The 24,232-nt window shown below is 61.6% G+C and carries 21 protein-coding genes; 6 read left to right on the top strand and 15 right to left on the bottom strand.

Annotated elements, in window-relative coordinates; genetic code table 11:
* Positions 1–8: 8 nt before the first annotated feature.
* Entirely contained in the window at positions 9–1,631 is a 1,623-nt protein-coding gene (locus ACT8II_RS00105; RefSeq protein ID WP_276674999.1) for an apiosidase-like domain-containing protein, read from the bottom strand.
* A 29-nt stretch (positions 1,632–1,660) separates the two neighbouring features.
* Positions 1,661–3,133, bottom strand: coding sequence for an alpha/beta hydrolase domain-containing protein (locus tag ACT8II_RS00100; protein ID WP_443812737.1), 1,473 nt, complete (start codon positions 3,131–3,133; stop codon positions 1,661–1,663).
* A 152-nt stretch (positions 3,134–3,285) separates the two neighbouring features.
* Between ACT8II_RS00100 and ACT8II_RS00095 the strand changes: the two genes are divergently transcribed.
* Positions 3,286–4,281, top strand: coding sequence for a LacI family DNA-binding transcriptional regulator (locus ACT8II_RS00095; RefSeq protein ID WP_118652413.1), 996 nt, complete (start codon positions 3,286–3,288; stop codon positions 4,279–4,281).
* Here the strand turns inward: ACT8II_RS00095 and ACT8II_RS00090 are convergent.
* The gene (locus ACT8II_RS00090; protein ID WP_443812736.1) at positions 4,262–5,299 is read right to left on the bottom strand and encodes a LacI family DNA-binding transcriptional regulator; all 1,038 of its coding nucleotides are present in this window, start codon (positions 5,297–5,299) and stop codon (positions 4,262–4,264) included. The two genes, ACT8II_RS00095 and ACT8II_RS00090, sit on opposite strands and share 20 nt — an antisense overlap.
* A 241-nt stretch (positions 5,300–5,540) precedes the next feature.
* Between ACT8II_RS00090 and ACT8II_RS00085 the strand changes: the two genes are divergently transcribed.
* Positions 5,541–6,419, top strand: coding sequence for a MurR/RpiR family transcriptional regulator (locus ACT8II_RS00085; RefSeq protein WP_330006534.1), 879 nt, complete (start codon positions 5,541–5,543; stop codon positions 6,417–6,419).
* Between the two features lie 100 nt (positions 6,420–6,519).
* Here the strand turns inward: ACT8II_RS00085 and ACT8II_RS00080 are convergent, their stop codons facing one another.
* The gene (locus ACT8II_RS00080) at positions 6,520–7,266 is read right to left on the bottom strand and encodes a YitT family protein (RefSeq protein WP_330006533.1); all 747 of its coding nucleotides are present in this window, start codon (positions 7,264–7,266) and stop codon (positions 6,520–6,522) included.
* Positions 7,267–7,396: 130 nt separating this feature from the next.
* Positions 7,397–8,737 (bottom strand): MFS transporter, encoded by a 1,341-nt coding sequence (locus ACT8II_RS00075; protein WP_330006532.1) that lies wholly within the window; start codon positions 8,735–8,737, stop codon positions 7,397–7,399.
* 174 nt (positions 8,738–8,911) lie between these two features.
* Here ACT8II_RS00075 and ACT8II_RS00070 point away from each other — a divergent pair, with 174 nt between their 5' ends.
* The 4 genes from ACT8II_RS00070 to yihA all read left to right on the top strand — a co-directional run bounded on the left by ACT8II_RS00070 (position 8,912) and on the right by yihA (position 13,079).
* Entirely contained in the window at positions 8,912–9,985 is a 1,074-nt protein-coding gene (locus ACT8II_RS00070; RefSeq protein WP_330006531.1) for a GTP 3',8-cyclase MoaA, read from the top strand.
* Positions 9,986–9,990: 5 nt separating this feature from the next.
* Complete coding sequence (gene moaC, locus ACT8II_RS00065) at positions 9,991–11,457, top strand: cyclic pyranopterin monophosphate synthase MoaC (protein WP_443812735.1); 1,467 nt, start codon at positions 9,991–9,993, stop codon at positions 11,455–11,457.
* Between the two features lie 136 nt (positions 11,458–11,593).
* Positions 11,594–12,424 (top strand): 5'-methylthioadenosine/S-adenosylhomocysteine nucleosidase, encoded by an 831-nt coding sequence (locus tag ACT8II_RS00060; protein ID WP_304291654.1) that lies wholly within the window; start codon positions 11,594–11,596, stop codon positions 12,422–12,424.
* A 16-nt stretch (positions 12,425–12,440) separates the two neighbouring features.
* Positions 12,441–13,079, top strand: coding sequence for a ribosome biogenesis GTP-binding protein YihA/YsxC (yihA, locus tag ACT8II_RS00055; protein WP_294121660.1), 639 nt, complete (start codon positions 12,441–12,443; stop codon positions 13,077–13,079).
* A gap of 102 nt (positions 13,080–13,181) precedes the next feature.
* Here yihA and ACT8II_RS00050 read toward each other — a convergent pair whose 3' ends face one another.
* From ACT8II_RS00050 to ACT8II_RS00005, 10 genes are all read right to left on the bottom strand, one after another.
* A complete protein-coding gene (locus ACT8II_RS00050) occupies positions 13,182–14,207 on the bottom strand; it encodes a YitT family protein (protein WP_317440154.1) in 1,026 nt (341 codons plus the stop codon).
* A 166-nt stretch (positions 14,208–14,373) separates the two neighbouring features.
* Positions 14,374–15,243 carry a MetQ/NlpA family ABC transporter substrate-binding protein gene (locus ACT8II_RS00045; protein ID WP_118652395.1) on the bottom strand — a complete coding sequence of 290 codons (870 nt, stop codon included), beginning with the start codon at positions 15,241–15,243 and terminating at the stop codon, positions 14,374–14,376.
* A gap of 366 nt (positions 15,244–15,609) precedes the next feature.
* On the bottom strand, positions 15,610–16,275 hold the full coding sequence (locus ACT8II_RS00040) for a methionine ABC transporter permease (protein WP_317440153.1): 666 nt from the start codon (positions 16,273–16,275) through the stop codon (positions 15,610–15,612).
* On the bottom strand, positions 16,268–17,158 hold the full coding sequence (locus tag ACT8II_RS00035) for a methionine ABC transporter ATP-binding protein (RefSeq protein ID WP_330006529.1): 891 nt from the start codon (positions 17,156–17,158) through the stop codon (positions 16,268–16,270). The genes ACT8II_RS00040 and ACT8II_RS00035 overlap by 8 nt, the downstream gene beginning before the upstream one ends.
* Before the next feature lie 343 nt (positions 17,159–17,501).
* Complete coding sequence (locus ACT8II_RS00030; RefSeq protein WP_294121652.1) at positions 17,502–18,032, bottom strand: Asp23/Gls24 family envelope stress response protein; 531 nt, start codon at positions 18,030–18,032, stop codon at positions 17,502–17,504.
* A gap of 49 nt (positions 18,033–18,081) precedes the next feature.
* Positions 18,082–18,537, bottom strand: a complete 456-nt coding sequence (locus ACT8II_RS00025; protein WP_443812734.1) for a DUF2273 domain-containing protein — start codon at positions 18,535–18,537, stop codon at positions 18,082–18,084.
* A complete protein-coding gene (amaP, locus tag ACT8II_RS00020; RefSeq protein WP_294121647.1) occupies positions 18,527–19,072 on the bottom strand; it encodes an alkaline shock response membrane anchor protein AmaP in 546 nt (181 codons plus the stop codon). Before amaP ends, ACT8II_RS00025 begins: the two co-directional genes overlap by 11 nt.
* A gap of 213 nt (positions 19,073–19,285) precedes the next feature.
* Entirely contained in the window at positions 19,286–20,092 is an 807-nt protein-coding gene (locus tag ACT8II_RS00015) for a YebC/PmpR family DNA-binding transcriptional regulator (RefSeq protein ID WP_118652385.1), read from the bottom strand.
* Between the two features lie 144 nt (positions 20,093–20,236).
* Positions 20,237–21,541, bottom strand: coding sequence for a DNA recombination protein RmuC (locus ACT8II_RS00010; RefSeq protein WP_294159960.1), 1,305 nt, complete (start codon positions 21,539–21,541; stop codon positions 20,237–20,239).
* A gap of 635 nt (positions 21,542–22,176) precedes the next feature.
* The coding region (locus tag ACT8II_RS00005; protein WP_443812733.1) for a discoidin domain-containing protein at positions 22,177–24,232 on the bottom strand (2,056 nt) is incomplete at its 5' end.

Below are 24,232 nucleotides of genomic sequence, written 5' to 3'. Positions count from 1 at the left end.
AAATATGGTTACGCCTTGAGCTCGAGGACGAGGAGCCAATCCCCAACCCCGGGTTTGTCAGGCAGGGTAATGCTGTCCGTGACGGCAAGGGCGTCCTCGCCGTCACGGTATGCGCCCGTGCGAGGGTTAAACCATCGGCTTGCATAGGCAGCGCCCGTCGGCACACCCTCGATAGCAAGCTTTTGGCGCACGGTATCGCCAAAGTACGCGACGATGCGCGAAAGGTCCTGGTTGGCGGTTGCCAGCGGAGCCTTGTTGGCAAACAGGTTGCCCGCATCGGTCGTTTCGTAGGGAGCGAGCTCCCAGAAGTGATTGTCTTCGTAGAAGGAACGCATGTAGCCCATCTGGACCGCACCTTCTCCGTCTACCGCCTGGGCCCAAGTAATGCCAAAGCGGTTGAAGATTGCCATAAAGGGGTCGAGCTCCTCAGGGCTTTCCCACACGTTGTCCCAGATTCCCTGGGCTCCGTAGGTATAGCCGGCGCCGCCGGCCTGCATGCAGATATACGCCACGCGGCGCAGCATGTCTGCGGTGCACAGGCGCGTACCCATCTCCTCGAGCGTCGAGCAAAACTCGTAGAGCGCCTCGCCCTCAACGAAGGGCTTGTCGTCATGAGCTGCCAGATAGTCAAAGTAGTCGCTTGCCTTGATGAGGTAATCGCCGTGACCGGCCTGGTTGAGCGTAAAGTCCATCCAGGGTTCATCCTGGTAGTAATCGGCAAAGGGGCGCTCGTTGGTATAGTGCGCCGTCGCCAGATGACCATAGCCGTCGCGTGCCTCAATCTCCAAGGCGACCTCACGCCAGCCGTCAAGCATGGCGGCTCGACCTTCTTTGCGGTATCCGGCAACCTCGCCGGCAAGCGTCCACACCATCGGATATGCACCGTAGCGCGCCACCAGGTAGCGGGCGAGGTGCTTTTGGTGTTCCACGGCATGCTCGCCGAGAATGGCAAACGCCCACGCTTGCCCAAGTGCGTTCACTAAGCCCGCATCGGCAATATAGGCCATGCGGCGGTCGAGCTCCCGCTGGTAGAAGGCCACATTAGGCACATCTTCCACGCCCTTGGCCATGCCACCGTCAATCCAATAGCGATCTCCTGCGCCCATGTCAGAGCGCAGGTTGGTCTGATAGACGGTAAAGCCCTGCTCAACGCGCAGGTCGACCATGCCGCGGAACTGACTCGTCATGCCGGGATGGTTCGACGTATCCCAGCTCTCGCGGTAGGCAAACTCCCAATGGGTATCGCCCAGCCAAAAGAACGGCGTACCATCTGAATAGGCAAACATGCGCGAATCGTCTGCAACGCGGATAAAACCGTGGCGGTACAGATCGAGCTCGCCCTCGTACGGCACGGCCTCGACGTTGCCCGTGCGGCCATTAAGGCCGGTCTGCTCGGGAGCCTCGATAACATAGCTCCAAGCGCCGAGCTCGGTCGGAGCAAACGACACGCGATAGATACGCTCGCCGTCCCAGTAGGCCTCACGGCGAATTACCCTGCCGCTCGGGCCGGTGAACTCCGCCCAAATCTCAACATCCAAAAACGGGTTGTCGAACGAGCAGGCGCTCTCGAACGTCAGAATAACCGGACGCCACATCTCGGCGGCAGCGTTTTGATTCAACGTCATATCCATTGCAGACCCCTTTCTGGTCTTGGTGCCTACTAGTTCAGTCCTCGCTCGCTGGCGGACGTCACGGCAAAGTCAACAATCGCTTGGGCATCCTCGGCACAAATAAAACCTTGTGACACCTCGATCGCCGTATCGCGCTCACACAGAGCGCGATAGTTTTCGAGCGATCCGTACAGCTCCTTGAGCATCGATGCCGAAAACGACTCCATATGGCCAAACAGGCCATCCTTGTCGCTCGTCTTATCGACCGTGCCCTGGCCCGGCTCCACCAGGCTCGTGTTGGAATAGCGGGCAAACGGATGCTCGAGCAGGCAAGTGCGAAGGCCGCCCTTGGTGTTGCCCAAGGCATCCTTTACGTTCTCGCCGTTCGCGTCCAACTCAATGCGCGGACATGTTGCCGGAGCGGCACCCGTGCGAACCCAACGGAACAAGTTGCGGAAAGCGGCGTGGAAGAGGTACTGCGACGGGTAGGCGTTTGCCTCGGCGTGCTTGCCGACGTACACCGGCAAATGATCGATGCGCTTGAGGTCCTCGTCGTCCTGGTAATAGTCGACATAGCTCCACTGCGTATCGTGGGAAGCACCCGTCACCTCGTACAGCCGGTATTTAAAATCGGGGTCGTCGCTATCGGGCATAAGCGTGCGCCAACTCTCAAAGCGACCGTTCTCGCTTTCGGTCTGAAGGGCGATAAACGGCTCCTCGACGTGCTCGACGCGCAGCAGGTGGTGCGCATACCCTCGGTCGCTCTCGTACTGGTTGACGGGAATGCACATCGAGTGGATACCACCGCCGGACAGATATCCGTCGAACACGCGGCCACCGCGGCGCGCGTCCTCGCGATAGGCAAAGCTGTTAAGGTAGCGAAACAGATAGGCGCCGGACTGCGACCATCCCGTAAGGCAGATTGCCTGGCGAGGATAATCGCGGATCGGGTTGAGGTCGGAGTCCTCGCGCAGCAGCCAGGCAAGATCGGTCAGCATGTCCCAAAACAGGCCCGTCTCGTAGGAAATATCCATGTCGGGAAGCGCGCCGCCGCGCTCGAGCTGCTTCGGATCGTAGTCGAAGGGGCGCTCGGGAGTCGGGTTTGCCCAGCTCATAAAGCCATAGCGATCGGGATTGAATTCCTTGAGCTTGGCGATGGTGTTGGGCTTACTGGTGATGCCCACGTAGATGTCGCCGGAGCGCACAAACTCGCCGTAGCCCAGGATCCACATGCGCTCGATTTCCATGAACGACGTGGGGTTGATAATCTCGACCACCACATTGCCGCTCGCCTGCGCCGGATCTTTCGGGGCGCGAACAACGATGCGGTTGGAATAGGGGGCGTCCGCGGTCATGACCTCCACGCCGCCGTCTTCATCGGCAGTACGGTACACATTGGCCGTGCCATCGACGCGATACTCGCGCTCGGCGTAGCCCTTTGCGCTCAGATGACAGTAGCGCTCGGCGCTCGAAAACGGATAGCTCTCATCCGTGATGGGCATTTCGGAAATACCGCTGATCATCTTCGTCCCCCTTGTCGTTGCGTTTGTTGAGACAAACTCTACTGGGGACGCAACTTAACTTCTATCGATTCCTAAGTTGAGTTACAAATATTTAGCTTAATGAACAGCTGAGTGTTAAGCTCACTTTTAGTTGTCAATCGTTAGGAATCACCATGGCCGTCACTGCAAAACAAATCGCCGACCAGCTTGGAATCTCGGCAGCGGCCGTCTCCCTCGCACTTAACAACCGACGCGGCGTAAGCGAAAAGACTCGCCAGTTAGTACTCAGCACCGCCGAGGCCCTAGGTTACGACTTTAGCAAGATTAAGTTTGAGCGCCAAAAGAGCGGAACCGTCGCACTGGTTGCCTTTAATCGACGCCGCATCTTCTCGAGCCCTTTCTTTTCCGACATGCTTGCCGGAGTCGAAGGCGCCCTGAGGCACGCGGGGTTCTCATTTTCACTGGTGAACTACTCGCCATACGAGAACATACAGGAGCAGATTGCCAACATCGCCGAGGCGCAATACGACGGCGTCATCATCCTTGCGACAGAGATGTTCGAGTCGGATTTTATGCCGTTCGCGTCGCTGGACTGCCCTCTGTTGCTGCTGGATTCATGCATGAACGTTGGGGTCGATACGGTCAAGATCGACAACGCCGCCAGTATGGCGCTTGCCGTACAGTACCTGTATTCGAAGTATGGATCTGTCCCGGGGCTGTTAGCGACACCCATTACCTTGGGCAACTTCGCCGAGCGACGCTTTGCCTACGAGCACGCCGTCAGTCAGCTAGCCGGGTCGGAAAAGTGTGGCATCATCCACGAGCTCGCCGTCGCTCCAGACGACGCATACGCAAACATGCTCGGCATCATCGATGCGGGCGAGCCCCTTGCCCAAAGCTACGCCGCCGTTTTTGATGATATTGCCATAGGTGCCATGAAGGCGCTAATGGAGCGCGGTTATCGCGTGCCCGACGATGTGCGTATCATCGGCTTTGACAACCACGTAGGCGGCACCTACGTGCAGCCGCGACTCACCACGTTGAATGTCCCATCGCGGTATATGGGCTCCCTTGCCGCCGGGCGCATCATCGAGGTCATAGATGAAAGCGAGCACCACCCTATCAGCATTGGAGTTGGAGTCTCCCTGATTAAGCGCGAATCGGCCTAGGTGTCCCATTCGTTGATTTCACACTGCGACGCTCTACGAAATACGTCGATACCATTGTCCGGCATGTATAAACTTTGGGGCTTCGGATGTTACCGACCAAACGCCTCACCGCGATCTCCCCCACCTCGTGCTTGAGCACGTGCACCGTCGTGAGCGGGGGATTCGAGAAGGCGCCGACGGAGAGGTCGTCGAAACCGATGATCGACACGTCGCGCGGGACCTCGATACCCGCCTCAGACAGGGCTCGCAGGGCGCCGACGGCGAGCACGTCGTTATCGGCGAAGAAGGCCGTCGGCAGCTGCTCGCGCGGCGTGCTCGCGAGCCATGCGGCCATATCTTCATATGCCGTCTCGAGCGTGGTACCGAGCGACACGCGCCAGGCAGAATTCACTTCGATACCCGCCTCGGAAAGGGCGCGCTCGAACCCGCGCTCGCGCGCCTTGAAATTCTGAATGCGGAAATCACCGGCGAGATAGCCGATCTTGCGATGACCGTGCTCGATCAGACAGTTGACCGCGCGCAGGGTCGAATCCTCGTTGGACATCACCACGGCATCGAAATCGTATTGGTCGCTCCAGCTGTCGAGCACGATGATGTGCGCCGCGCAGTCACGGAACAGACGGAAATCCTCCTCCCCGAGCTCCGTGCCCAAAAGCACGATGGCGGCGGAAGGGTCGCCCGCGATCGACTCGACCTGGGGCCGCGCCGCATCCAAATCGGAGAAGTCGACGGAGACGAAGGAGGTGCTCATGCCGTGACGGCGCGCCTGGCGCTCGACGCCCTCGATCACCGACGGATGGAACGTGCTCTCATCGACGATCTTGCCGCTCTTCCGCGCAAGCACGAACGTGATGGCATCGAGCTGCGCACTCTGCTGATAGCCCATATTCTGGGCGGCCTCGCGGATGATGCGGGCGGTCTCCTCGCTCACGCTGCGCTTGCCGTTGAGCGCGTTGGAAACCGTCGCCGGGGAGAATCCCGTCGCGCGGCTGATCTCTCGAACGCTGACCTTGGCCATGAGAAGCTCCTAAACAACTAAACAAATGTTTTGCTATATGTATAGATACCGCAAAATGCTGGGAGCTACGGCGAGTATTCCGTAAACGGTCAGGTTGAACACGCGCCGACACCTGTTCCAGGCCCTCAACCGACACCTGCAGAACGATATCGCGGCTCCACCGGTGGCGAGACTTATCATTGATACGTTTTGATATCCTCATTTGATACCAATCCAACCATCTCCGCGTAGGGGGGGCGCCATGGACATCAAGCGACGCATGGAGCTGGCGGAGGGCTTCACGCCCGCCGAGCAGCAGCTCGCCGGCACCGTGCTGGCGCTCGGCGGCAGGCTGCACGGCCTCACCATCAAGGAGCTCGCCCGCGCGGCACATGTCTCGATTCCCAGCGTGCATCGCTTCTGTAAAAAACTCGGACTCGAGGGGTTCAAGGAGCTCAAGGTCGAGGTGGCGCGTGCCGAGGAGCAGCAGAGGCGCTCGGGCAACGTCGACATCAACTTCCCCTTCAATGCAGGCGAGAGCGCCGATGCGGTCCTCACGAGCATGGCGCAGGTCTACGAGACGACCCTCACCGACACACGCGAGGTGCTCGACGGCGTCGAGCTCGATCGGGCCGCGGGCCTTCTCGAGCGCGCGGCGTCGATCGACATCTTCACGCAGTCGCATAACCTCTACCCAGCCCATATGTTCTGCGACCGCCTGCTCTCCATCGGGCGCACCGCCACCTGTTTCGAGAGCATTGAGTCTCAGACGCGGGTCGCCCTCGCCGCGGACCCGACGCACGCGGCGCTCGTCATCTCATATTCGGGGTTAGGGCCCAATCTCACCACGATCCTGCCGATCCTGCAGGAACGCGGAGTCCCCACGGTCTTCGTCGGGACGCCGCGCGGCGGGCAACTCAACCCGGGCCTCAACGTGTACCTGCACGTGAGCGACAAGGAGAGCCTGCAAAACCGCATCACCCAGTTCGCCAGCCATATTGCCGTGCAATATGTGCTCGACTCGCTTTTTTGCTGCCTCTTCGCGCAGGACTACGATGCGAGCTTCGAATTCCTGGAACGGGCACTTCCCGCAACGGCCCTTCCCGCCCTCCGCGGCACCGAGCTCAGCCCCAGCGAATAAGCCAGCGTGATGCTCAATCGCCTGCGATAGTATCTACCTGCTATTTTACAATTTCATGAGCGAGTTTTTAGCAGTTGACTACAATTACATGAGCGAGTTTTCACCGACGAGCGGACATGCGACGCTCGTGCAGCCACTCGCCCAGCTCCTCCACATGGTCCCACGAGGCATCCTTCACCACGTCGATGACGGCCGACGAGATCGTAACCGTGATGAGTGAAAACGCAATCTTGACAACCGGGATGTACGTAAGCGAGAGTGCGAGCACCGTGAGGTCGGTGAACAGATAGCAACGGCCCACACGCCAACCGGTGACCTTGGAGATGGAGAGCGCCAGCGCATCGTCGCCGCCAGCCGAAGCGCCTTGACGAATCACGAGCCCCACGCCCACGCCCACGAACAGGGCACCAAGCACTGCAGCGGCAAGCGGCTGATTCGAAAGATCGGGCAGCATGTGAGGAAGGCTCTCCCAGAGTTTGTAGAATCCGGCGACCGAAACCGTCGCCACGGCGGACCAGCCCAAAAAGCCGCCACCCAGAACCTTGAACGCCACTAGGTACGACAGACCGTCAAGCACCGGCGTAACGACCGAGGGCGGGATGCCAAACCAATGGTCGAAGCACAGGACGAGGCCGATGATACCGCCCTCGGTGATACCCGTGACATTATGGATGTTGTGCACGCCAAAACTCACGATGGCGGACCCGAGCAAGATGACGAGCACCCTCTTGGCGAATTCACGTGGGCTCAAGCCGGCAATGCGCACGCTCGGACTGTCGCCCTCCGTTGTGGCGTCTTCGCTATTGATCGTTGTCACGTTCTGGTGCTGCGTATTCTCGCGCGGCATGGATATCACGTCTCCCAAGTGATCTCGTGCATATCCAGCCTAGCCGAGGATTACGGCGGCGGCAAGCCGAGCACGCGGGGCGTCGTTACTCGTTCACGCCGTCTCCAAAAGCACCTTCATAAGTGGGCGGCTATCCTTCCGCGAGCTCCTCCTCTGCCACGCGCTCGCTCTTCACCAGTTGGGCAAGCTCCCGACGGCGCACCACCAGAATCGCGAGTGGGACCACAGCGACCAGCATGCCCGCAGCTATGAGCGTCCCCTGCACGCCGAACATGTGCGCGAGGCTCGGGGCGCACAGCAGCGGAATCGCGCCCGCCATGTTGTACCCGGCGCCCATAGCGGCATTGACGCGGCCAATGCGGTCGAGCGGCGTATGCACCTGCACGAGGGTGTCCTTAATGGGGCCGAATGCCGAGAACGCGATACCGAGTATGAATTGCCCAACGCACGCGATAAGTACGAAGGGCGTGGCAACGTACAGCAGGCTACCGAGCCCCGTGATGCACAGAACCACGAGCAGGGCCCGCACGTTGATGAGGCGCGGGGGCATAACGCCCGCAAGCGCGGCACCTATAAGACCGCCCACGCCCGACAGAGCGGACAGCCAGCCCATCCACTCGGCACCCACGTTGAGCACATCACGGTAAAACAGGGACTCGAGCGGGTCGAATGCTCCGTATCCCATGAAGGAAAGAAGCGTTGCCCAGAACAGCAAGGTGAGTACGCTGCTGCCAAAGATGACGGAGAAGCCCGCGGAGATATTCCCCCGGGGAGCGGAATCACCCGCTGGCGCCCCGTCCGTCGACGAGAAGGCCGCCTCCCCCATGTCATCGGCGCCCCCATCGAGCTCACCAGGCTGCCTCAAAGCCTCGATCCCCCATCCGGGAATGAGCGCAAACGCCGAGCAGGCCACCATGAACAAAAATACCGCCTGCGTGGGAGCCACGAGCGAGATCGCCCCGCCCACAAGCGGTCCCACTACGATGGCGATGTTGCCCGTAAGGGTCACGAGTGCGTTGATGCGCTTGAGCTCATCCAGGTCATCCGTGAGATAGGCGGGGTACGAGCGCGGGATGGTCTCGGCCATGCCCCATGCGAACCCGAACACAGCGGCCCCGATGTAGACGCCCACGACGCTCGTGCCCGCCACTTGGTAGAGCAGGCCGCTCGCAACGAGTCCTGCCACGGCGATGCGCAGGTAGAGGTGCGGTCCCATACGGTCCAGCAAACCACCTCCGCGAATCTGGCCGAACACGATGCATAGGTTGAGTAAGCCGACGGCGATGGCGTTGTCCCCCACACCAGCACCCATAGCGAACGTGAGGGTTCCCATCACGCCGATGAAATAGCTCGACATCGCGCCGAGATAGAGCAACAGACGCGCCCAGATGAACCGGCGAACCTGCTGCGTGAGCTCCGGCGTTGAATAGGTAAACCGGTCGCAAAGGCCGGAGAAATGTCCCTTTCCCATATCTTCCCATCTCCCGTGCTTTAGTACTCCAGTGTAGCAAAGCACCCCAACCGGCCTACCGGCCCCCTCCCGAAACGCATGCGAACCATCGTGGTTCCCCTCGGTGACGTGGGGTACCATGAAATCATCTACCCTTCACCGGCATGCCGCCGGACCATCCCGAAAGGCGCCCGCGTGCCCCGCGAACTTCACGACGGCTTCGGCCGAGGCATCAACTACCTGCGCATCTCCGTCACGGACAAGTGCAACTTCCGTTGTGTGTACTGCATGCCCGAGGAGGGCGTCGCGATGCGCGCGCACGATGAGCTGCTCTCCGCCGAGGAGATCGCTCATTTCGTGCGGCTCGTCGCTCCCGAGGGCATCACGCGCGTGCGGCTCACCGGGGGCGAACCGCTCGTCTCGCACCGCATCGTTCCCCTCATCGAGGAAATTCGCGCCATCGATGGTATCGAGGACATCTCCCTCACCACCAACGGCACCCTGCTCCCCCGTCTTGCGCCGGCACTTCGCGAAGCCGGGCTCGACCGTGTGAACATCTCGCTCGACACCCTGAACGCTGACCGCTTCACCCAGATCACGCGCCTGGGCCGCGTCGAACAGGCGCTCGCCGGCATCGATGCCGCCCTCGAATACGGCTTCGAGCCGGTCAAGGTCAACACCGTCGTGGTCAGGCGTATGGACCAGGATGTGCTCGAGCTCGCCAAGCTGTCGCTCGAGCGCCCCGTGCACGTGCGCTTCATCGAGTACATGCCTATCGGGGGCGCGGACGCACCCGACCATCCCGCCTCCCCCCATTGCGGGGCGGGCACGTCGGGTGGCTCCGCCCACCCACTCAACCCGGAGCTCTGGGACGCAAGCGACGTCATCCCCTCCGATGAACTGCGCGAGCTCATCTCCTCGCAGGCCGTCGCCGAGGGGATCGGCACCCTCGCACCCGTGGAGGGGGCCGCTCCCTACGGAGCCGGCCCCGCGCGCTACTGGGCCTTCCCCGGGGCAGTGGGCACCGTGGGCTTCATCTCCGCCATGTCCAACCACTTCTGCAGCGCCTGCAACCGCTTGCGTCTCACCGCCGACGGCTCCATACGCCCGTGCCTGTTCTCCGATGCGGAGTACCGCGTCCGCGAGGCCCTCAGGAGCGGGGACGACGAAGCCGTCGTCGCGATCTACCGCGACGCGCTGGCGCACAAACCCCAACAACACGACCACATCGATGGCACCCTGCGCTTCATGTCGCAGATTGGAGGCTGATCACCGTGACCACCCGCACCCCCGATAAGCATGACCGCCCCAAGACCCTGGGCCGCGAGGTGCACGAGAAGTATCCCGCCTCCGTCGTGGGCGAGGGCGGCGAGCTCACGCTCGTCGAGGGGGGAGGCCCGTCCAACCGGGACGCGAGAGCCGACCTGCGCAACCCGGACGCCGGAGCGGCGCAGCCGACGGGCCCCGCACCGCGCGATGCCTACCGCGATGAGCTCACGCACGTGGATGAGCACGGGGATGTGCGCATGGTCGATGTGGGCGAGAAGGCGGTCACCCAGCGCCTCGCCATCGCAGAAGGCTCCATCCTCATGCACCCCGAGACGCAGGCGATGATCCTCGAGGATCGCGCCAAAAAGGGCGACGTCCTCGCCTGCGCGCGCGTCGCCGGCATCATGGCGAGCAAGCGCACGAGCGACATCATCCCCATGTGTCACCCGCTCAACCTCACCAAGGCGAAGGTCGAGATAGCGCCCATCACCGCGCCGGGGACAAAGCTCGCGAGCGGCTGGGCACCAGAGCGCGAGGACGGCCGCGTGGGCTTTCGTGTGCGCGCGACCTGCGGCGTGACGGGCGTGACGGGCATCGAGATGGAAGCACTTACCGCAGCTTCGGCCGCATGCCTCACCATCTACGACATGTGCAAGGCCGTCGACCGCGGCATGGAGATCGTCGATGTTCGCCTGCTCCACAAAGAGGGCGGACGTTCCGGCCTGTGGGAACGCGGCGGTGCGGAAGGCATGGCAGGCACCGATGACGCTACGGCCAGCGCCGACTCCGCCAATGCCGCAAACGCGGCCCCCTCCCCCATCTCCCCCGCACCCGAGGACCTCGATCCCTCGCCGCTGCCCGGCGGCCCGCGCACAGGAGCGGCGGCGCCGGCCATTGCCTTTGTGGGCTACCAGAACGCCGGAAAGACGACGCTCGTCGAGAAGGTCATTAGCCGACTCACCCAACGCGGCCTACGCGTGGGATCCATCAAACACCACGGCCACAAGGGCTTCGACATCGACCAGCCCGGCAAGGATTCGTGGCGTCACGCTCAAGCGGGCAGCCGCCATGTGGGACTCGTCTCGCCCGGCGCCTACGCCGAATACGCGCGAATCGACGGCGAAGTCCCCGTGCGCGACCTGATTGCGCACTACACCGATGTGGACATCGTGATCGTGGAGGGCTACAAGACGGCGGGGTTGCCGAGCATAGCCGTGGCGCGCAGCGGCATCGACCGCATGCGTGGACGCGACTCGTTTGAGCTCATCGACGAGAACACGCTTGCCGTGGCCTGCAACGATGTGGTGGCACGCGACTTCCGCACACGAGCAGCAAAGGCCGCCCGCGCCGCCGCCGAGGAGGAGGGGCGCGCTTTCAACGAATCCGACGTCACGCTGCCGCCTTTCCTCGACATCAACGACTCTGCCGCTATCGCAAGTTTTGTATACGACCACCTGCAAAATCTAAAGTAGCCGTCCAGCTCGTTGGCGCCCTGCAGACCCCGGGCGACCGTTCGGGGTCTGTTCGTTTGCCGCAAAATCGCTGGCGTTCACCTTTGCGCTGCTAGAATAGGCCGCGATACACACTCGCTTGCCCGATTGGAGACGCATGACACCCACCATCGCCATCATCGGCGCGCTGGAAAAGGAAGTGCGCCAGATTTATGCCGCCGTAGAGAAGGGCACCGTCGTCGACGAAGCCGGGCTGCATATCGTGGGCGGCGAGTATCACGGCTTCACAGTGGTTGCCACCACCGCCGGCATGGGTACGGTTAACGCCGCCGCAGCGGCGCAACATCTCATCAGCGCCTACCACGCCAATGCCATCATCTTTTCCGGTATCGCCGGCGGCCTCAACCCCCAGCTGCATATCGGCGACGTCGTCATCGGTGAGCACCTGCGTTACCTCGACACCGACACGGCCCTCATCGCCGAATCCGCTCCCGAACTCGAGGAATTTACCAGCACCGATTTCCTCATCGACCTCGCCGAAGAAACGCTGCGCGCCCACGGCTACATCGACGCCTCCCTCACTGGCAATGCGGCCGCCGACCCCGAGACCCTTGCCGCCGCGCGAGCCGATGCCGATGCCACGTTGTTCCGTCGCAACAACGCAGGCACCGAGCCGCAGCAGTACTTGCGCGGCACCATCGCCACGGGCGACCGCTTCGTGAGCGGATGCGAAGCAAAGGCCGCCGCCATCGCCGCCACGCAGGGCGACTGCGTCGAGATGGAGGGTGCCGCCATCGCGCACATCGCCGCCAAGAACGGGATTGACTGCCTGGTGTTGCGCGCGATTTCAGACAACTGCGATGAGAGCTACGATGCCTTGTCCTCCCGCGAGTTCGACCTCGAGGAATATGCCGCAAGCGCAAGTTCCCTCGTCCTGTCCATCGTCCGTCGCCTAGCGGTTAAGCTGGGTGTCGAGCCCCGCGACTAGCACGAAAGGCTGCCCTATGGCCGAAGCTATCAATTACAACAAAGTCCACTTCGTCGCCAGTTATGGCAAGGCGTCGCAGATTCCACCGTCAACCTGCCCCGAAGTCAGCTTTGTGGGCCGTTCCAACGTGGGCAAGTCCTCAATCATGAACAAGCTGTTCAACCGTCGAAGCCTGGTAAAGGTTTCCTCCACCCCCGGCAAGACGGCCAATGTCAACTTCTTCGAAGCCGATGGCGTGCACTTCGTCGACCTACCCGGCTACGGCTTCGCACAGCGAAGCAAGGCCGAGCGCGACCGCTGGGCTCGTCTCATCGGCGACTTCTTCGACTCCGAACGCAGCTTCAATCTGGTTGTCTCCCTCGTTGACATCCGCCACGACCCGAGCAAGCTCGACTTTGAGATGATCAACTTCCTGCGTGAAAACGGCTTCAACTTCATTGTCTGCCTCACCAAGGCGGACAAACTCTCCAAGTCGCAGCAGGGCAAGCAAGCGGCCTCCATCCGCAAGCAGCTCGGCATCCCCGCCGATCGGCTCATCGTCACAAGCAGTGAATCTGGCTTGGGCATCGATCGCCTCAAGCAAGCCATCGTCGATTTCTGCCTCGACAACGAAAACGATGGGGCCGCGGATTCGGACGCCCTCAACGAAGCCTAGCGCCATCGAGTAGCCATCTTTTTTTCACATGCAAAACGGCGGCTCGCGCACCATTGGCAAGGCAATCTACGCGGGCATCTTCAATAAACCCCGCACGTCTTATTAATTAACACCTCTAAAGCCCTTGCCAACAATCTCAGAGCTGTCCACAATTGTGATAAAACAGCCCGGATCGACCTCGCGCGCATAGCGACGCAGCTTCACCGCCTCGCGACGACTGAGCACACACATGATCACGGTGACGAGCTGGCCGGAGAAAGCACCGTACCCACGGCTGATCGTGGCGGTGCGGTTGAGCTCCTTAACGATATAGGTCTCGACCTTGAGAGGTTCCTTGCAGATGATGGTACATACTTTGCGCAGGTGAATGCTCTCGATTGCCTTATCGACCACGAGCGTCTTGGCAAACAGGCCAAGCACGCAGTAAAGACCCACGCGCGGACCGTACAGAACCGCGGCGATACACACGATTCCGATGTCCACCAGCAGCAGCGCGCGACCGATCTCAAGCGTACTGTGACGCTTGAGAATCATGGCAAGGATGTCCGTGCCGCCCGTTGAAGCGCCGATGTCGAACACCATGGCACTGCCAATCGCCGGCAAGATCACGGCAAAGCACAAATCGAGCCACATATCGCCCGTGATCGATGTAGTCGAGACTCCCGGGAACAGCATTTCGAACAACGAGACATACCCCGAAAGCGCAAAGGACGCAAACACGCTCCAGAGGATTGCCTTGCGCTCAAGGAATATGAAACCGAGCACCACGAGCGCGATGTTGATGATCCACATGAACGCACCAACGGGCAGCGACGGGAACAGCGTGGATAGGATAACCGACACGCCAGACGTACCGCCAAAGGCAAAGTGATTGGGCGTCTTAAACAAGACGATGGCGAGTGCCGTTAAGATGAGGCCGCCGTTGAGGACGGCGAAGAAATGAAGAAAGCCCGGGTCCTTGCTACGCTTGGCGCCAGCCCGCTCACCGCGACGGATATCCTCCTCGGAAACCAAGTGCTCCAAAGGCTCCACAGGCGGCGTATGCCCTGTGGCGAGGCAACCGTCCGTTCCCTCCGCCGTGAAGGCGCCCTGCCTGCCGCTATCGTGCTCTTCCACCGCGCGCTCCATCGTCCGCCGAAACCATAGCGCCCTGATGGTAACGCGCCGGCGCGACGACGCAAGCGGAAACCAAGCACACTCAAGAAAACGGGCCGTCCCGTGCGCGCGGGACAGCCCGAAGAAGTACACGAGAGCCTGTCTTGCGCGGATGCGCAACTGGGCGGTCGAGCAAGCTTTAGAACGCCGGAAGAACATCCTCGCCGTAGTTCTCCTCAAGATACGCCTTAAAGTCATCCGAGGTCAGGACCTTGACGAGCGCCTTGACGGCCTTGGAATCCTCGTTGTTCTTCGCAACGCAGATGATATTGGCGTACTTCTCGACGGCAAGGGAATCGGAGGACTCGTGAGCCAGAGCGTCGGCCACGTGGTAGCCCGCCTCGATGGCGTAATTGCCGTTGATGACCGCAAAATCCACCGAAGAGAGGGCACGCGGAAGCGCAGCGGCCTCGAGCTCCTGGAACTTGAGGTTGTGCGGGTTGTCCTTAATGTCCTTCGGCGTGGCCTCGAGGTTCTCGGGATCGCTGAGGGCAATGAGGCCCAGGTCCTGCAGCAGGAGCAGCGCACGGCCCTCGTTGGTGGGATCGTTAGGCACGGCGATGGTGGCACCGTCGGCGATGGCGTCGAGGTCGTTGGAGGTGCCGGCGTACACGGCGAAGGGCTCGTAGTGAATCAGCCCCGCGGAGACGAGGTCGGTACCGTTCTCGGCGTTGTAGTTCTCCAGGTAGGTGATGTGCTGGAAGTAGTTGGCGTCCACCGCGCCCGACGTGGTGTCCTTGTTGGGCTGGATGTAATCGGTGTACTCCTTCACCTTAAGCTCGATACCCTCCTTGGCAAGCAGCGGCGCGGCGAAGTCGTTGAGGATCTCGGCATGGGGAGCGGGGCTTGCAGCCACGGTGAGCGTGGTCGAGCCGGCGGCAGCGGAGCCCTCGGCAGCGGTGCCAGACCCGCCGCAGGCAGTCAGACCGCCCAAAGCGACAACGCCAAGGCCCGCGAAAGCGGAAGCAACAAGGGAGCGGCGGGAAATGGAGGTGTTGAAGTTCTTCATGATGGAATCCTTTCAGATGGAAAACACAGTTGGCGGGAGGGAATCGAGGGCCGTTGGTTCACCCCCCCCATCCCTCACCTTCCGCGAAAGTTACCTTTCGCGGAGGATTTGCGGATGAATCGCCCCTAAAGTGACGCGAGAGTTAACTCTCGCGGAAGGACTGGGGCCAAAACGACTCGAAAGCGCCGCGAGAGTGCACTTTCGCGTCTTGTGCCGAGCAATACGCGGCGGCACGAGACCCATGCGCGCCGGCACGAGGACCCAACCTCGTGCCCACATCGTAGAGGGCGCGGGCAGGCGGTGCCAGATACACGAGGGCAACGCCTCGAAATCGACGAGCCAAAGCCCTTAGCAGCAAACCAACCTCTAGCGGTGGTCCACTTTGCGAGCAATGGCGTTGCAGACGGACTGGATGAGCTGGACGAGGACAACGAGCAGGACGACCGTGACGATCATGGCCTCATCCTCATAGCGGTAGTAACCGTAACGGATGGCAATGTCGCCCAGACCGCCCGCACCCACGGCACCGGCGATGGCGGTGTAGCCCAGTACGGCGATGAGCGTCACGGCGACGCCGCGCACGATGCTCGGCAGTGCCTCGGGCAGGAGCGCGGAGAACACGATACGCGGGACGGACGCGCCGCAGGCCTCAGCGGCCTCAACGGCGTCGCGGCTCACCTCGGCGAGCGACTGCTCGACCATGCGCGCCACGAACGGGGCGGTAGCGACCACCAGGGGCGGAATGACGCCCACTACGCCGGTGGAGGTGCCCACGAGTGCCTGCGTGGCGGGCATGAGGGCGATGAGCAAAATGATGAACGGCAGAGAGCGTCCGATGTTGACCACCCAGCCCAAAACCGCGTTGAGCGCGGGAACGGGGCGCAGACCGCCGGGGGCCGTGAGGTGCAAGATCACGCCGAGCACCGTGCCGATCACATAGGCAACCGCTGTGGATGCGAACACCATGACAAGCGTGTCGACGGTACCCTGAATGAGCAGCGGAGCGAACTCCGCGAGGAAATCGTTAAGCATCCCAATCCACCTTTCCAAGCAATACGCGCGTGGCCTCAGCCCGGGGCGCGGCGAAAACCTCCGCCACGCTCCCCTGCTCCACCACGCGGCCGTGCTCGAGCACCGCGACGTTGTTGCAGATCTTCTCGACCACGTCCATGGAGTGGGTGATGACCACCAGCGTCACGCCGGTCTCGCGATTGATATCGCGCAGCAGCTTGAGGATCGTGTTGGTGCTCTTGGGGTCGAGGGCGGAGGTAGCCTCGTCGCAGAGAATGACCTCGGGCTCGCAAGCGAGCGCGCGGGCAATGGCCACGCGCTGCTTCTGCCCGCCGGAGAGCTGGCTGGGATAGCTCTGCGCCTTCTCCGCAAGGCCAACGCGGTCGAGTAGCTCGAGAGCACGGGTGCGGTTTTCCTCCGTCACCTTGCCGGCGGCGGCGAGGAACGGGAAGCAGACGTTTTCTAGCACGGTTTTCTGGGCCAGCAGGCCAAAGTTCTGGAAGATCATTGCCACGCGGCGACGATACGCGCGAAGCTCCTCGCCGGAGAGCGCGGTGACGTCGCAGCCATCGACCTCGATGATGCCCGATGTGGGGCGCTCGAGGAGGTTGATCGTGCGAACGAGCGTCGACTTGCCGGCACCGCTCATACCGATGATGCCGAAGATGTCGCCGTCGGCGATCTCGAGATTGATGTCCGAAAGGGCGTGAACCAGGCCGTCGGCCTCGACCGACGCCAGGGTTTCGGCCGCCTCGTCAGTCGCCTGCACGACCGCGGCAGCTCCGAGAGCAGGATTTCCGCTCACCGAAGCGGCGTAGGACACCTCGGCCTTGCCTCCGTGGCGTTTCTTGCCGGACGCTTTGGGCGCGGCGAAAGATTTGTACACATGCTTGATGCTGATCACGAGGAAAACTCCGCTTGAAGATGGAATGGGACCTGTGGCCATCTCCCGCCGGAGACAACCTAGTGGAGGCGCCCGGTCTCTATCAGCACGCGGAAATCGCGCGGCATGACAAAGTGCCCGGGCGAGGGCATCTCCATGACCATCATCATGTTCGCGCTATGTCCAACAAACGTAATCATGGGGATGAGAGTAACAGGGTACCCTATATAGGGCAAGCAAGGAAACTCCCATGTAACAAAAGGGACCCCGAAGGGTCCCTTTAATCGAAAGCAACGCATCTGCCCGAGTCCGCCTTTTACCTCGAAACGGCGGGGACGCGGGCCCTCATGAGACGCGGCAGTCCCTACTCGGCGTCCTCGGCGTGACGGCGACGGCTCGCCTCGTACTCCTCGCGCGTGACAACGTCCTCAATGCGCAGGTTGATGCCCGCGACCTCAAGGCCAGTCATGGCGGTGAGGCGCTCGGTCACGCGCTCTTTGACGTCCTCGAAGATGGCGGGGGCATAGCACCCGTACTCGATGATGACGGAGATGTTGACCACCACGCGGTTGTCGTCGGTCACCTCGATGGTAACGCCCTTGGAAAGGTTCTCCGCGCCGAAGGTCTCCTGGACGAGGTGCATGAGGTTGCCCTTCATGCCCAACACATGCGGGACCTCGCGCGTGGCCATGGCGACGATCTTCTCAATCACACCGTTGGAGTAGGTGAGAGAGTCCTCGGAGTCGTCGTCTTCTTCAGACTCGGCAAGGACCTCACCGATCTCGATGTCCTCGATGGCGTCAGTCGCCTCAGCCGCGTCGTCGGACGACGCCCGTTCGACCGTCTCCACCGCGTCAGCGTCCTTGTTATCCAAAAACTCTTTACTGTCTGCCATGATTCGCTCCTATCCGCAAATCCCAAACTCACACGAACCGATCGTGCGTCTATTTACGCCCATCGAGTACGCGGCGTATGAAATTGACCGCCGCGTTGTCGCCATCGACCATTTGGCCAATGACCGTACCCACAAACACGAAGACCGCGATGACAATCGTGTCCCACAGGCCAATCACCAAGATGAGCACCGCCAGCACAAAGCCGATGATGCCGTACAGCATGGCATGCGGATGAGCGTTGGCATACGCCCATGCCGTGCGACCAAGCCCTTCAAACAAGCCGATGGTCGCGCGTTGGAAATCACGACGAGAGGCATGCGCACCGTCTTGCGCGCCATCCCCACCCATGCGCGAGGAGCCCTTCTGAGAAGAGTCCTCGGTCGCATCTCGATCCGAAGGACCGGGGGTATCACCTGTCCCCCGCTCTCCTACGCCCTCAACATGGACCTCGAGTTGCTCGACTATCGCTTTTGGCGCCTTAGGCGCATGGGAATTATCGCTCACCGGAGACCTCCTTCGTCACGGTCACGGTTTTACTCGGGAGAAAACGTACGTGCACACGCGCACCGGCTACTCCGAGCATCTCGTTACAGGCATCTTGGACACGCTGCTGCACACGATGCGCAAGGCCCTCCACGTTGTGCTGCGTGAGCGCAATCGCCTCGATGTGAATGTCCACAGCGGACTTATCGCGGCCCACAACACGGGCGTGGACATCTTCGACCATCACATCGCGCTCCGCGGCAGCAGATCGCGCAATGGAAGCCAAAGCCTCAGTCGAAACCTCGATATCCGCGTTGCCCGCCAACCGCATGCACGTGGGCTCAGGGCGATCAACGAGCAGGTACAACAGGACGGCGATTAGATTCAGGGCGACAATGACCAGGCAAATGACCATAATCACGCGGCCGGACCCCGATGCGAGCATCGAGGCGAACCGCTCCGTATAGGGACCAAAGAGGGAGCCCGCGCATGCGCCGACCACCAATACACCGGCGATGAGATACAAAACCAGCCCGATTCTGCTTATTCGTCGCATGGCTCCTCCTCTCTCTTAAACATCGCGGGCACCACGGCGCCCGCACACATTTCACCTTTTGTACCCCGATAGCCCGTAAAGCATCACGGCGCGCTTCTCGATTATACGGCGAACACGCCGCTCTAGGGAAAAGCCGGGCCCGCCACATAGCGAACCCGGCTCAAACAAGCGACGACTTGCACGTCACGATGCGGTGCCTCGGGAACCCCGAACCTACTCCTCCTCGAGGGCAGCGATGACCTCGTCGGTCATATCCATGGTGGAGTAGACGTCCTGAACGTCGTCAAGCTCCTCGAGGCGGTCAATGAGACGCTGGACCTTCTTGGCATCAGTGCCAGAAACGGACGTCGGGGTGGTGGGAACCATGGTGAGCTCGGCACCCTTAACCTCGATGCCCTGGGACTCAATGCCCTTCGAGACGGCCATGAGGTCACCGGCGGCGGTCCACACAACCCACTCCTCGCCGGCATCCTCGTAATCGTCGCCACCGGCCTCGGCAACGGCCATCATGAACTCCTCCTCATCGCCAGCAGCGCCGTTGGCCATGAGGTTCTCCTTCTTATCGTTGGGATCGACGATCTGCTTGGCAACGACGACCTGGCCCTTGCGCTCGAACTGGAACGACACGGAGCCGGAAGTGCCCAGGTTGCCACCCGCGTGGGAGAACGCGGAGCGGACATCGGCGGCGGTACGATTGCGATTATCGGTCAGGCACTCGACATACACGGCAACGCCCGCGGGACCGTAGCCCTCGTACACGATGTTCTCGTACACGGCGGCGTCGGCACCGGAACCAAAGGCCTTGTCGATAGCGGCCTTGATCTTGTCCTTGGGCATGGACTGAGCCTTTGCCTTGGCGACGGCGGCGGCAAGGGAGGCGTTGTTGTCCGGATTGGGATCGTTGCCCAGACGGGCCGCGACGGTGATGTTACGGCTCAACTTGGAGAACAGGGCGGAACGCTTGGCGTCCTGCGCACCCTTGCGGTGCTTGGTTGTGGCCCATTTAGAGTGTCCGGACATGTGATGCTCCTTCTATTTACCTGCTCTCGACACATGACTACGCGCCTCAAGCCCATATAAACACACGCTCAGCATGATATACCGATTGCGGACCATGCGAAAGGGGTTTACCACGAGCTTCACACGCGTGCCAAAGGGGGCACGTCACAACTCGTCCGCGTCCACGGCCTCGATTCCGAGCAATTCGGCAGCAAGCATATCGTCTTCCAAAGCGGTCACGCTCCTGAGCTTGCGCTCAATTACGTTCGTGCGCGTGTTTATGATTCCGTCCACCGTCTTCCCGGCAGTCTCGATCTGCTTGAGCGCGCGGCGCAACTCCGCTTGATACTTGGGGAACTCCGCCTTGACGGCGCTTAGCACCTTTTGGATCTCGTCGGCACGGCGTTGGAACGCGAACGTCTGATAGCTCAATTGCAGGCTATTGAGGATCACCGCCATGGTCGAGGGCCCTGCCACGTTCACCTGGTAGTCGCGCTGTAGGCACTCGATAAGCCCCGGCCGGTCGACAACCTCGGCATACAGGCCTTCGAACGGTAGGAACATGATGCCGAAGTTCGTCGTCTCGGGAACGCTCAGATATTTGGCGGAAATGTCCTTCGCCTCAAGCTTGATGACCTGCTCGAGCGTACGACGGGCGGCGGCGATTCCCTCGGCATCGCCCGCATCCATCGCATCGCGCAGGTGCTCGTAGGTGTCGCCGGGGAACTTTGAGTCGATGGGCAGCCAAATCGGCTCGCCCTCCTCAACCGGTAATTTGACGGCGAACTCGACGCGATCTGCACTGCCCGGTTTGGTGGCGACATTCTCGGCATATTGGTCGGGCGCGAGAATCTCGGACAGAATCGCCGCCAACTGAACCTCTCCCAGCATGCCGCGCGTCTTGACGTTGGAGAGCACCCGTTTGAGGTCGCCCACGCCCGTCGCGATAGACTGCATGTCCCCCAATCCGCGGTACACCGCCTCGAGTTGATCGCTCACCTGTTTAAAAGAGGCGCCCAGGCGGTCATTGAGGGTCGTGGCGAGCTTCTCGTCCACCGTGACACGGATGGCCTCGAGCTTGCGCTCGTTATCACTGCGCATCGCACCGAGCTGCGCATCAACCGTCTCGCGCGTCTTTTCCAAATACTGAGTTGTCTCGCGGCGAACATCGTCCACCCTAACGCCCATCTGATCGAACGCGCGCGATTGCGCCTCGAAATGTTGCTGCTCGATTATCGACAGGCTCGACAACCTATCAAGCGCGACGTTCACGGCAGCGGAAACTTGAGACAGAGCGCTGCCTGCGGCGGTAAGGGTCTCATGCATCTGCTCTCGCTCGGCAATCGAGCGCTCTCTTTCTTCCCGATGCTCCATGTGTGCGCGGCGCAGGCGGACGCACGCGACGGTCGACCAGGCAGCAAGCACTGCCGCCGTGACCGATGCGACCATCGTTATAAGCTCGATTCCCATTCCCTCAACCCCTTATCCGCTTTCGAATAACCTCATCTTAGCAGTCGCCATTCGTATCGCACCAAAGCCAAGTCGAGCCCCCGCGCTACGCGATCGAGCGGATCCTATCAAATAAGGCAGCGAGAGCGTCCATGAGTTCCTCGGGAGTTGCACCATCCAAAATGCACGTCAACGCATATGAAGCGACGAAGACTGCAGCAACGAGAACGGGTACCGCCAAAGCCAACAACACCGCCCGCAAGACTCCCAAAAGTGCCCCGCGACGCATCCTCTTGCCGTCGTATGCCCTCTCGGCAGCGTATGCCTCCGCAGCCGCAAGGCGTTGCACGCCCTCGCCCCCGGAAGCTGCGCGCTCGAACTCTCCAACGTCTACCTGCGGGAAGCGTTCCTTTCGCGCGGCGCGCCGTCCCTTTGTGCGCGGGGCGTGTCCTCCACCAGATGCGGATGCCGGCACCTGCGTGCACGGCGCGTGTTTAAGAAAAAGGTCCATGCAAAAGCCCTCCTTATGGAGGCATGCATGGAACCGACTTCTTCAGAATTGCACTAAAAAGTTCCCGCGTCAAGCCCGGATCGAGTTGAGGCTTGACGCGGGATGGTCACATGCGCCAAACGCGCATCTCCCGTTGTGGCCTGCCCTACCGGTCTTCGCGGCGCGACCTCAAACGGCTGAAGGCGGCTACCGCCATGGACGCGACGCCCGCAAAGGCGGACGCCATCACGCCATGAGCCGACGCGTCGCCCGTTCCGGGAAGGGTTCCGGGCTTACTGCCGAGGGAATTCTGAGGCGTCTCGTCGCCACTCTCATCCTTGGCGCCGTCATTATCGTCCTGGTTCCCGTCTTCATCGGGAGTCTCCTGGCCGCCGGAGCCATCGTTGCCGCTGTCGCCGTTGTTCCCGGCGTCTCCGTTATCGTTACCGTCACCTTGGTCGCCACCCTGGTCGCCACCCTGGTTGTCGCCGTTGTTGCCGCCGGTATCGCCGCCGCCATTGCCGCCGTTGCTGTCGCCGCCATCGGGGTCAACGACATCGGGTACGATCTCAACGGGCGCTCCCTCGCCGGAAGTCACCGCACCTAAACCGGGCACACCCGTCACGCGCACGAAGGCATAATACGTCTCGCCGGGCGTCAAGCCGCTGAACACCGGATCGCTCGTCCAGGTGTTGAGGGGATTTCCCTGCACCTGCGGTCCCTCAGTAGTGTCGGCGACCGTCACCGCGTCAGGCGCTTGGTTCGTATCGCACAGGGCGTACTCCACGCGAGCACCCAGTCCCTCAGCACCCTCAACACGGGCGTTCAAGCGCACCGAATCCTGCCCGAGCTTCTCAACATCTACGGAAACGCTGACGTCCGCCGGGGAGACCTCAATCATCAGCGGAATGCTGAGCGTGCGCGCGGTAGCCTCGGTTCCCACAGCCCGATAGGCAACCTTGGCAGCCGCCCGGTGCGACCCCACCGCAAGCCCGGCTTTCGGCACCACCTGCCAAGATGCGTCCGTGCCGCCGGCGGGGATCATAGTCGAGCCGGAACCGCGCAGCTCAAACGCGTCGGAATCGAGCGTCACGCCCTCGATCTGCACATCGACCTTGCTTGTGTTCTTCAACTCGAGAGCGATGGGGGCGGGAGTCTCCTCACCCTCGCGCATCGAATCAAAGACCACCTCATCGGCTTCCAAGCCGGGCTCGTGGGCCTCCCACACATCGATGAGCGTCGCGCTGAAGTAGATGTCGTTCAGGTGCAGCTTGACGTAGCGAGCCATCACTGGACCGTCGCTCAGCGTCAAACGGGTGCTCAGCGTGCTCTCCTGCCACCCGGGCACCTTCGTGCCACCCTTACCAAAGCGCTCGACTTCCTTAAAGGCCGAGGCATCCACCGGAACCCCGGCAGCAAGGCCCGTATCGGGCGCAACCGACACCGTCACCGCCATGCGATCCCACCGGGGAACGCCATTGGTGCCCAGGTTCTTGGGACGCCAGTAATCGATATCCGTGACGGCACGCTCATGCCCAAGGTCGAGCACGATCCAGGCATCGCTTGTCTTCTCGCGGCTCGTGATCCAGAACTCGTTGCCCGGTCCGTAGTAGCCATCGATCACGCGCTGGGCCATCGCCGCGCCATCGCGAGAGGAAGAATAGGAGTTGACCACCATCTCCTCATACGGAACGAAATTTGCATCGCGGTCGCCCGCGGTGAACGTGAACACGACCGGGTTGGAGGCAGTGGTGGTTCCCCGCGCGGGCACGCGCAGCTCGACCGTGCGATTCCCCTTGTACGTCCGCTCAACATCCAGCGGCTCCCACGAACCGCCGTCCACGCGCATCTCGAGTCCATTGGGGACCTTGCCGTCAAAGAAATAGATGCGGTTCGCGCGGTCGTTCGCCTCGCACTTGAGCGAGGGAGCCTGACCCGCCACGATATCGATGCAGTTGATGACGCTCGCGCCGATGAGCTGGATCTGGATATCCGTCTCGGCATTGATGGAGGCGATCTGATCGGCGGTTAAGACGACCTCGACCTGACCATCCGTCTGGTCGGCCCATGTCTTGCCGCCGTCGAGGCTGAACCTCCACGGCACGCCTCCGCCGCGAAGGTGCTCGCCCAGTGCGATCACACCCGCCTGATCGCCATCGAACGAGAAGGTCGCCACCACACCATCGGCCTCGCCCATAAGCATCTTGGCCACGCGCACACAG

It is taken from the genome of Collinsella sp. (assembly GCF_052346665.1).
In the GTDB taxonomy this organism is placed as follows: domain Bacteria; phylum Actinomycetota; class Coriobacteriia; order Coriobacteriales; family Coriobacteriaceae; genus Collinsella.
This window is presented reverse-complemented; position numbering and strand designations above follow the sequence as displayed.

Bases quoted from the DNA above. Each gene is read 5' to 3' on its own strand.
- ACT8II_RS00105 (WP_276674999.1), bottom strand. From the start codon at position 1,631: ATGGATATGACGTTGAATCAAAACGCTGCCGCCGAGATGTGGCGTCCG.
- ACT8II_RS00100 (WP_443812737.1), bottom strand. From the start codon at position 3,133: ATGATCAGCGGTATTTCCGAAATGCCCATCACGGATGAGAGCTATCCG.
- ACT8II_RS00095 (WP_118652413.1), top strand. From the start codon at position 3,286: ATGGCCGTCACTGCAAAACAAATCGCCGACCAGCTTGGAATCTCGGCA.
- ACT8II_RS00090 (WP_443812736.1), bottom strand. From the start codon at position 5,299: ATGGCCAAGGTCAGCGTTCGAGAGATCAGCCGCGCGACGGGATTCTCC.
- ACT8II_RS00085 (WP_330006534.1), top strand. From the start codon at position 5,541: ATGGACATCAAGCGACGCATGGAGCTGGCGGAGGGCTTCACGCCCGCC.
- ACT8II_RS00080 (WP_330006533.1), bottom strand. From the start codon at position 7,266: ATGCCGCGCGAGAATACGCAGCACCAGAACGTGACAACGATCAATAGC.
- ACT8II_RS00075 (WP_330006532.1), bottom strand. From the start codon at position 8,737: ATGGGAAAGGGACATTTCTCCGGCCTTTGCGACCGGTTTACCTATTCA.
- ACT8II_RS00060 (WP_304291654.1), top strand. From the start codon at position 11,594: ATGACACCCACCATCGCCATCATCGGCGCGCTGGAAAAGGAAGTGCGC.
- yihA (WP_294121660.1), top strand. From the start codon at position 12,441: ATGGCCGAAGCTATCAATTACAACAAAGTCCACTTCGTCGCCAGTTAT.
- ACT8II_RS00050 (WP_317440154.1), bottom strand. From the start codon at position 14,207: ATGGAGCGCGCGGTGGAAGAGCACGATAGCGGCAGGCAGGGCGCCTTC.
- ACT8II_RS00045 (WP_118652395.1), bottom strand. From the start codon at position 15,243: ATGAAGAACTTCAACACCTCCATTTCCCGCCGCTCCCTTGTTGCTTCC.
- ACT8II_RS00040 (WP_317440153.1), bottom strand. From the start codon at position 16,275: ATGCTTAACGATTTCCTCGCGGAGTTCGCTCCGCTGCTCATTCAGGGT.
- ACT8II_RS00030 (WP_294121652.1), bottom strand. From the start codon at position 18,032: ATGGCAGACAGTAAAGAGTTTTTGGATAACAAGGACGCTGACGCGGTG.
- amaP (WP_294121647.1), bottom strand. From the start codon at position 19,072: ATGCGACGAATAAGCAGAATCGGGCTGGTTTTGTATCTCATCGCCGGT.
- ACT8II_RS00015 (WP_118652385.1), bottom strand. From the start codon at position 20,092: ATGTCCGGACACTCTAAATGGGCCACAACCAAGCACCGCAAGGGTGCG.
- ACT8II_RS00010 (WP_294159960.1), bottom strand. From the start codon at position 21,541: ATGGGAATCGAGCTTATAACGATGGTCGCATCGGTCACGGCGGCAGTG.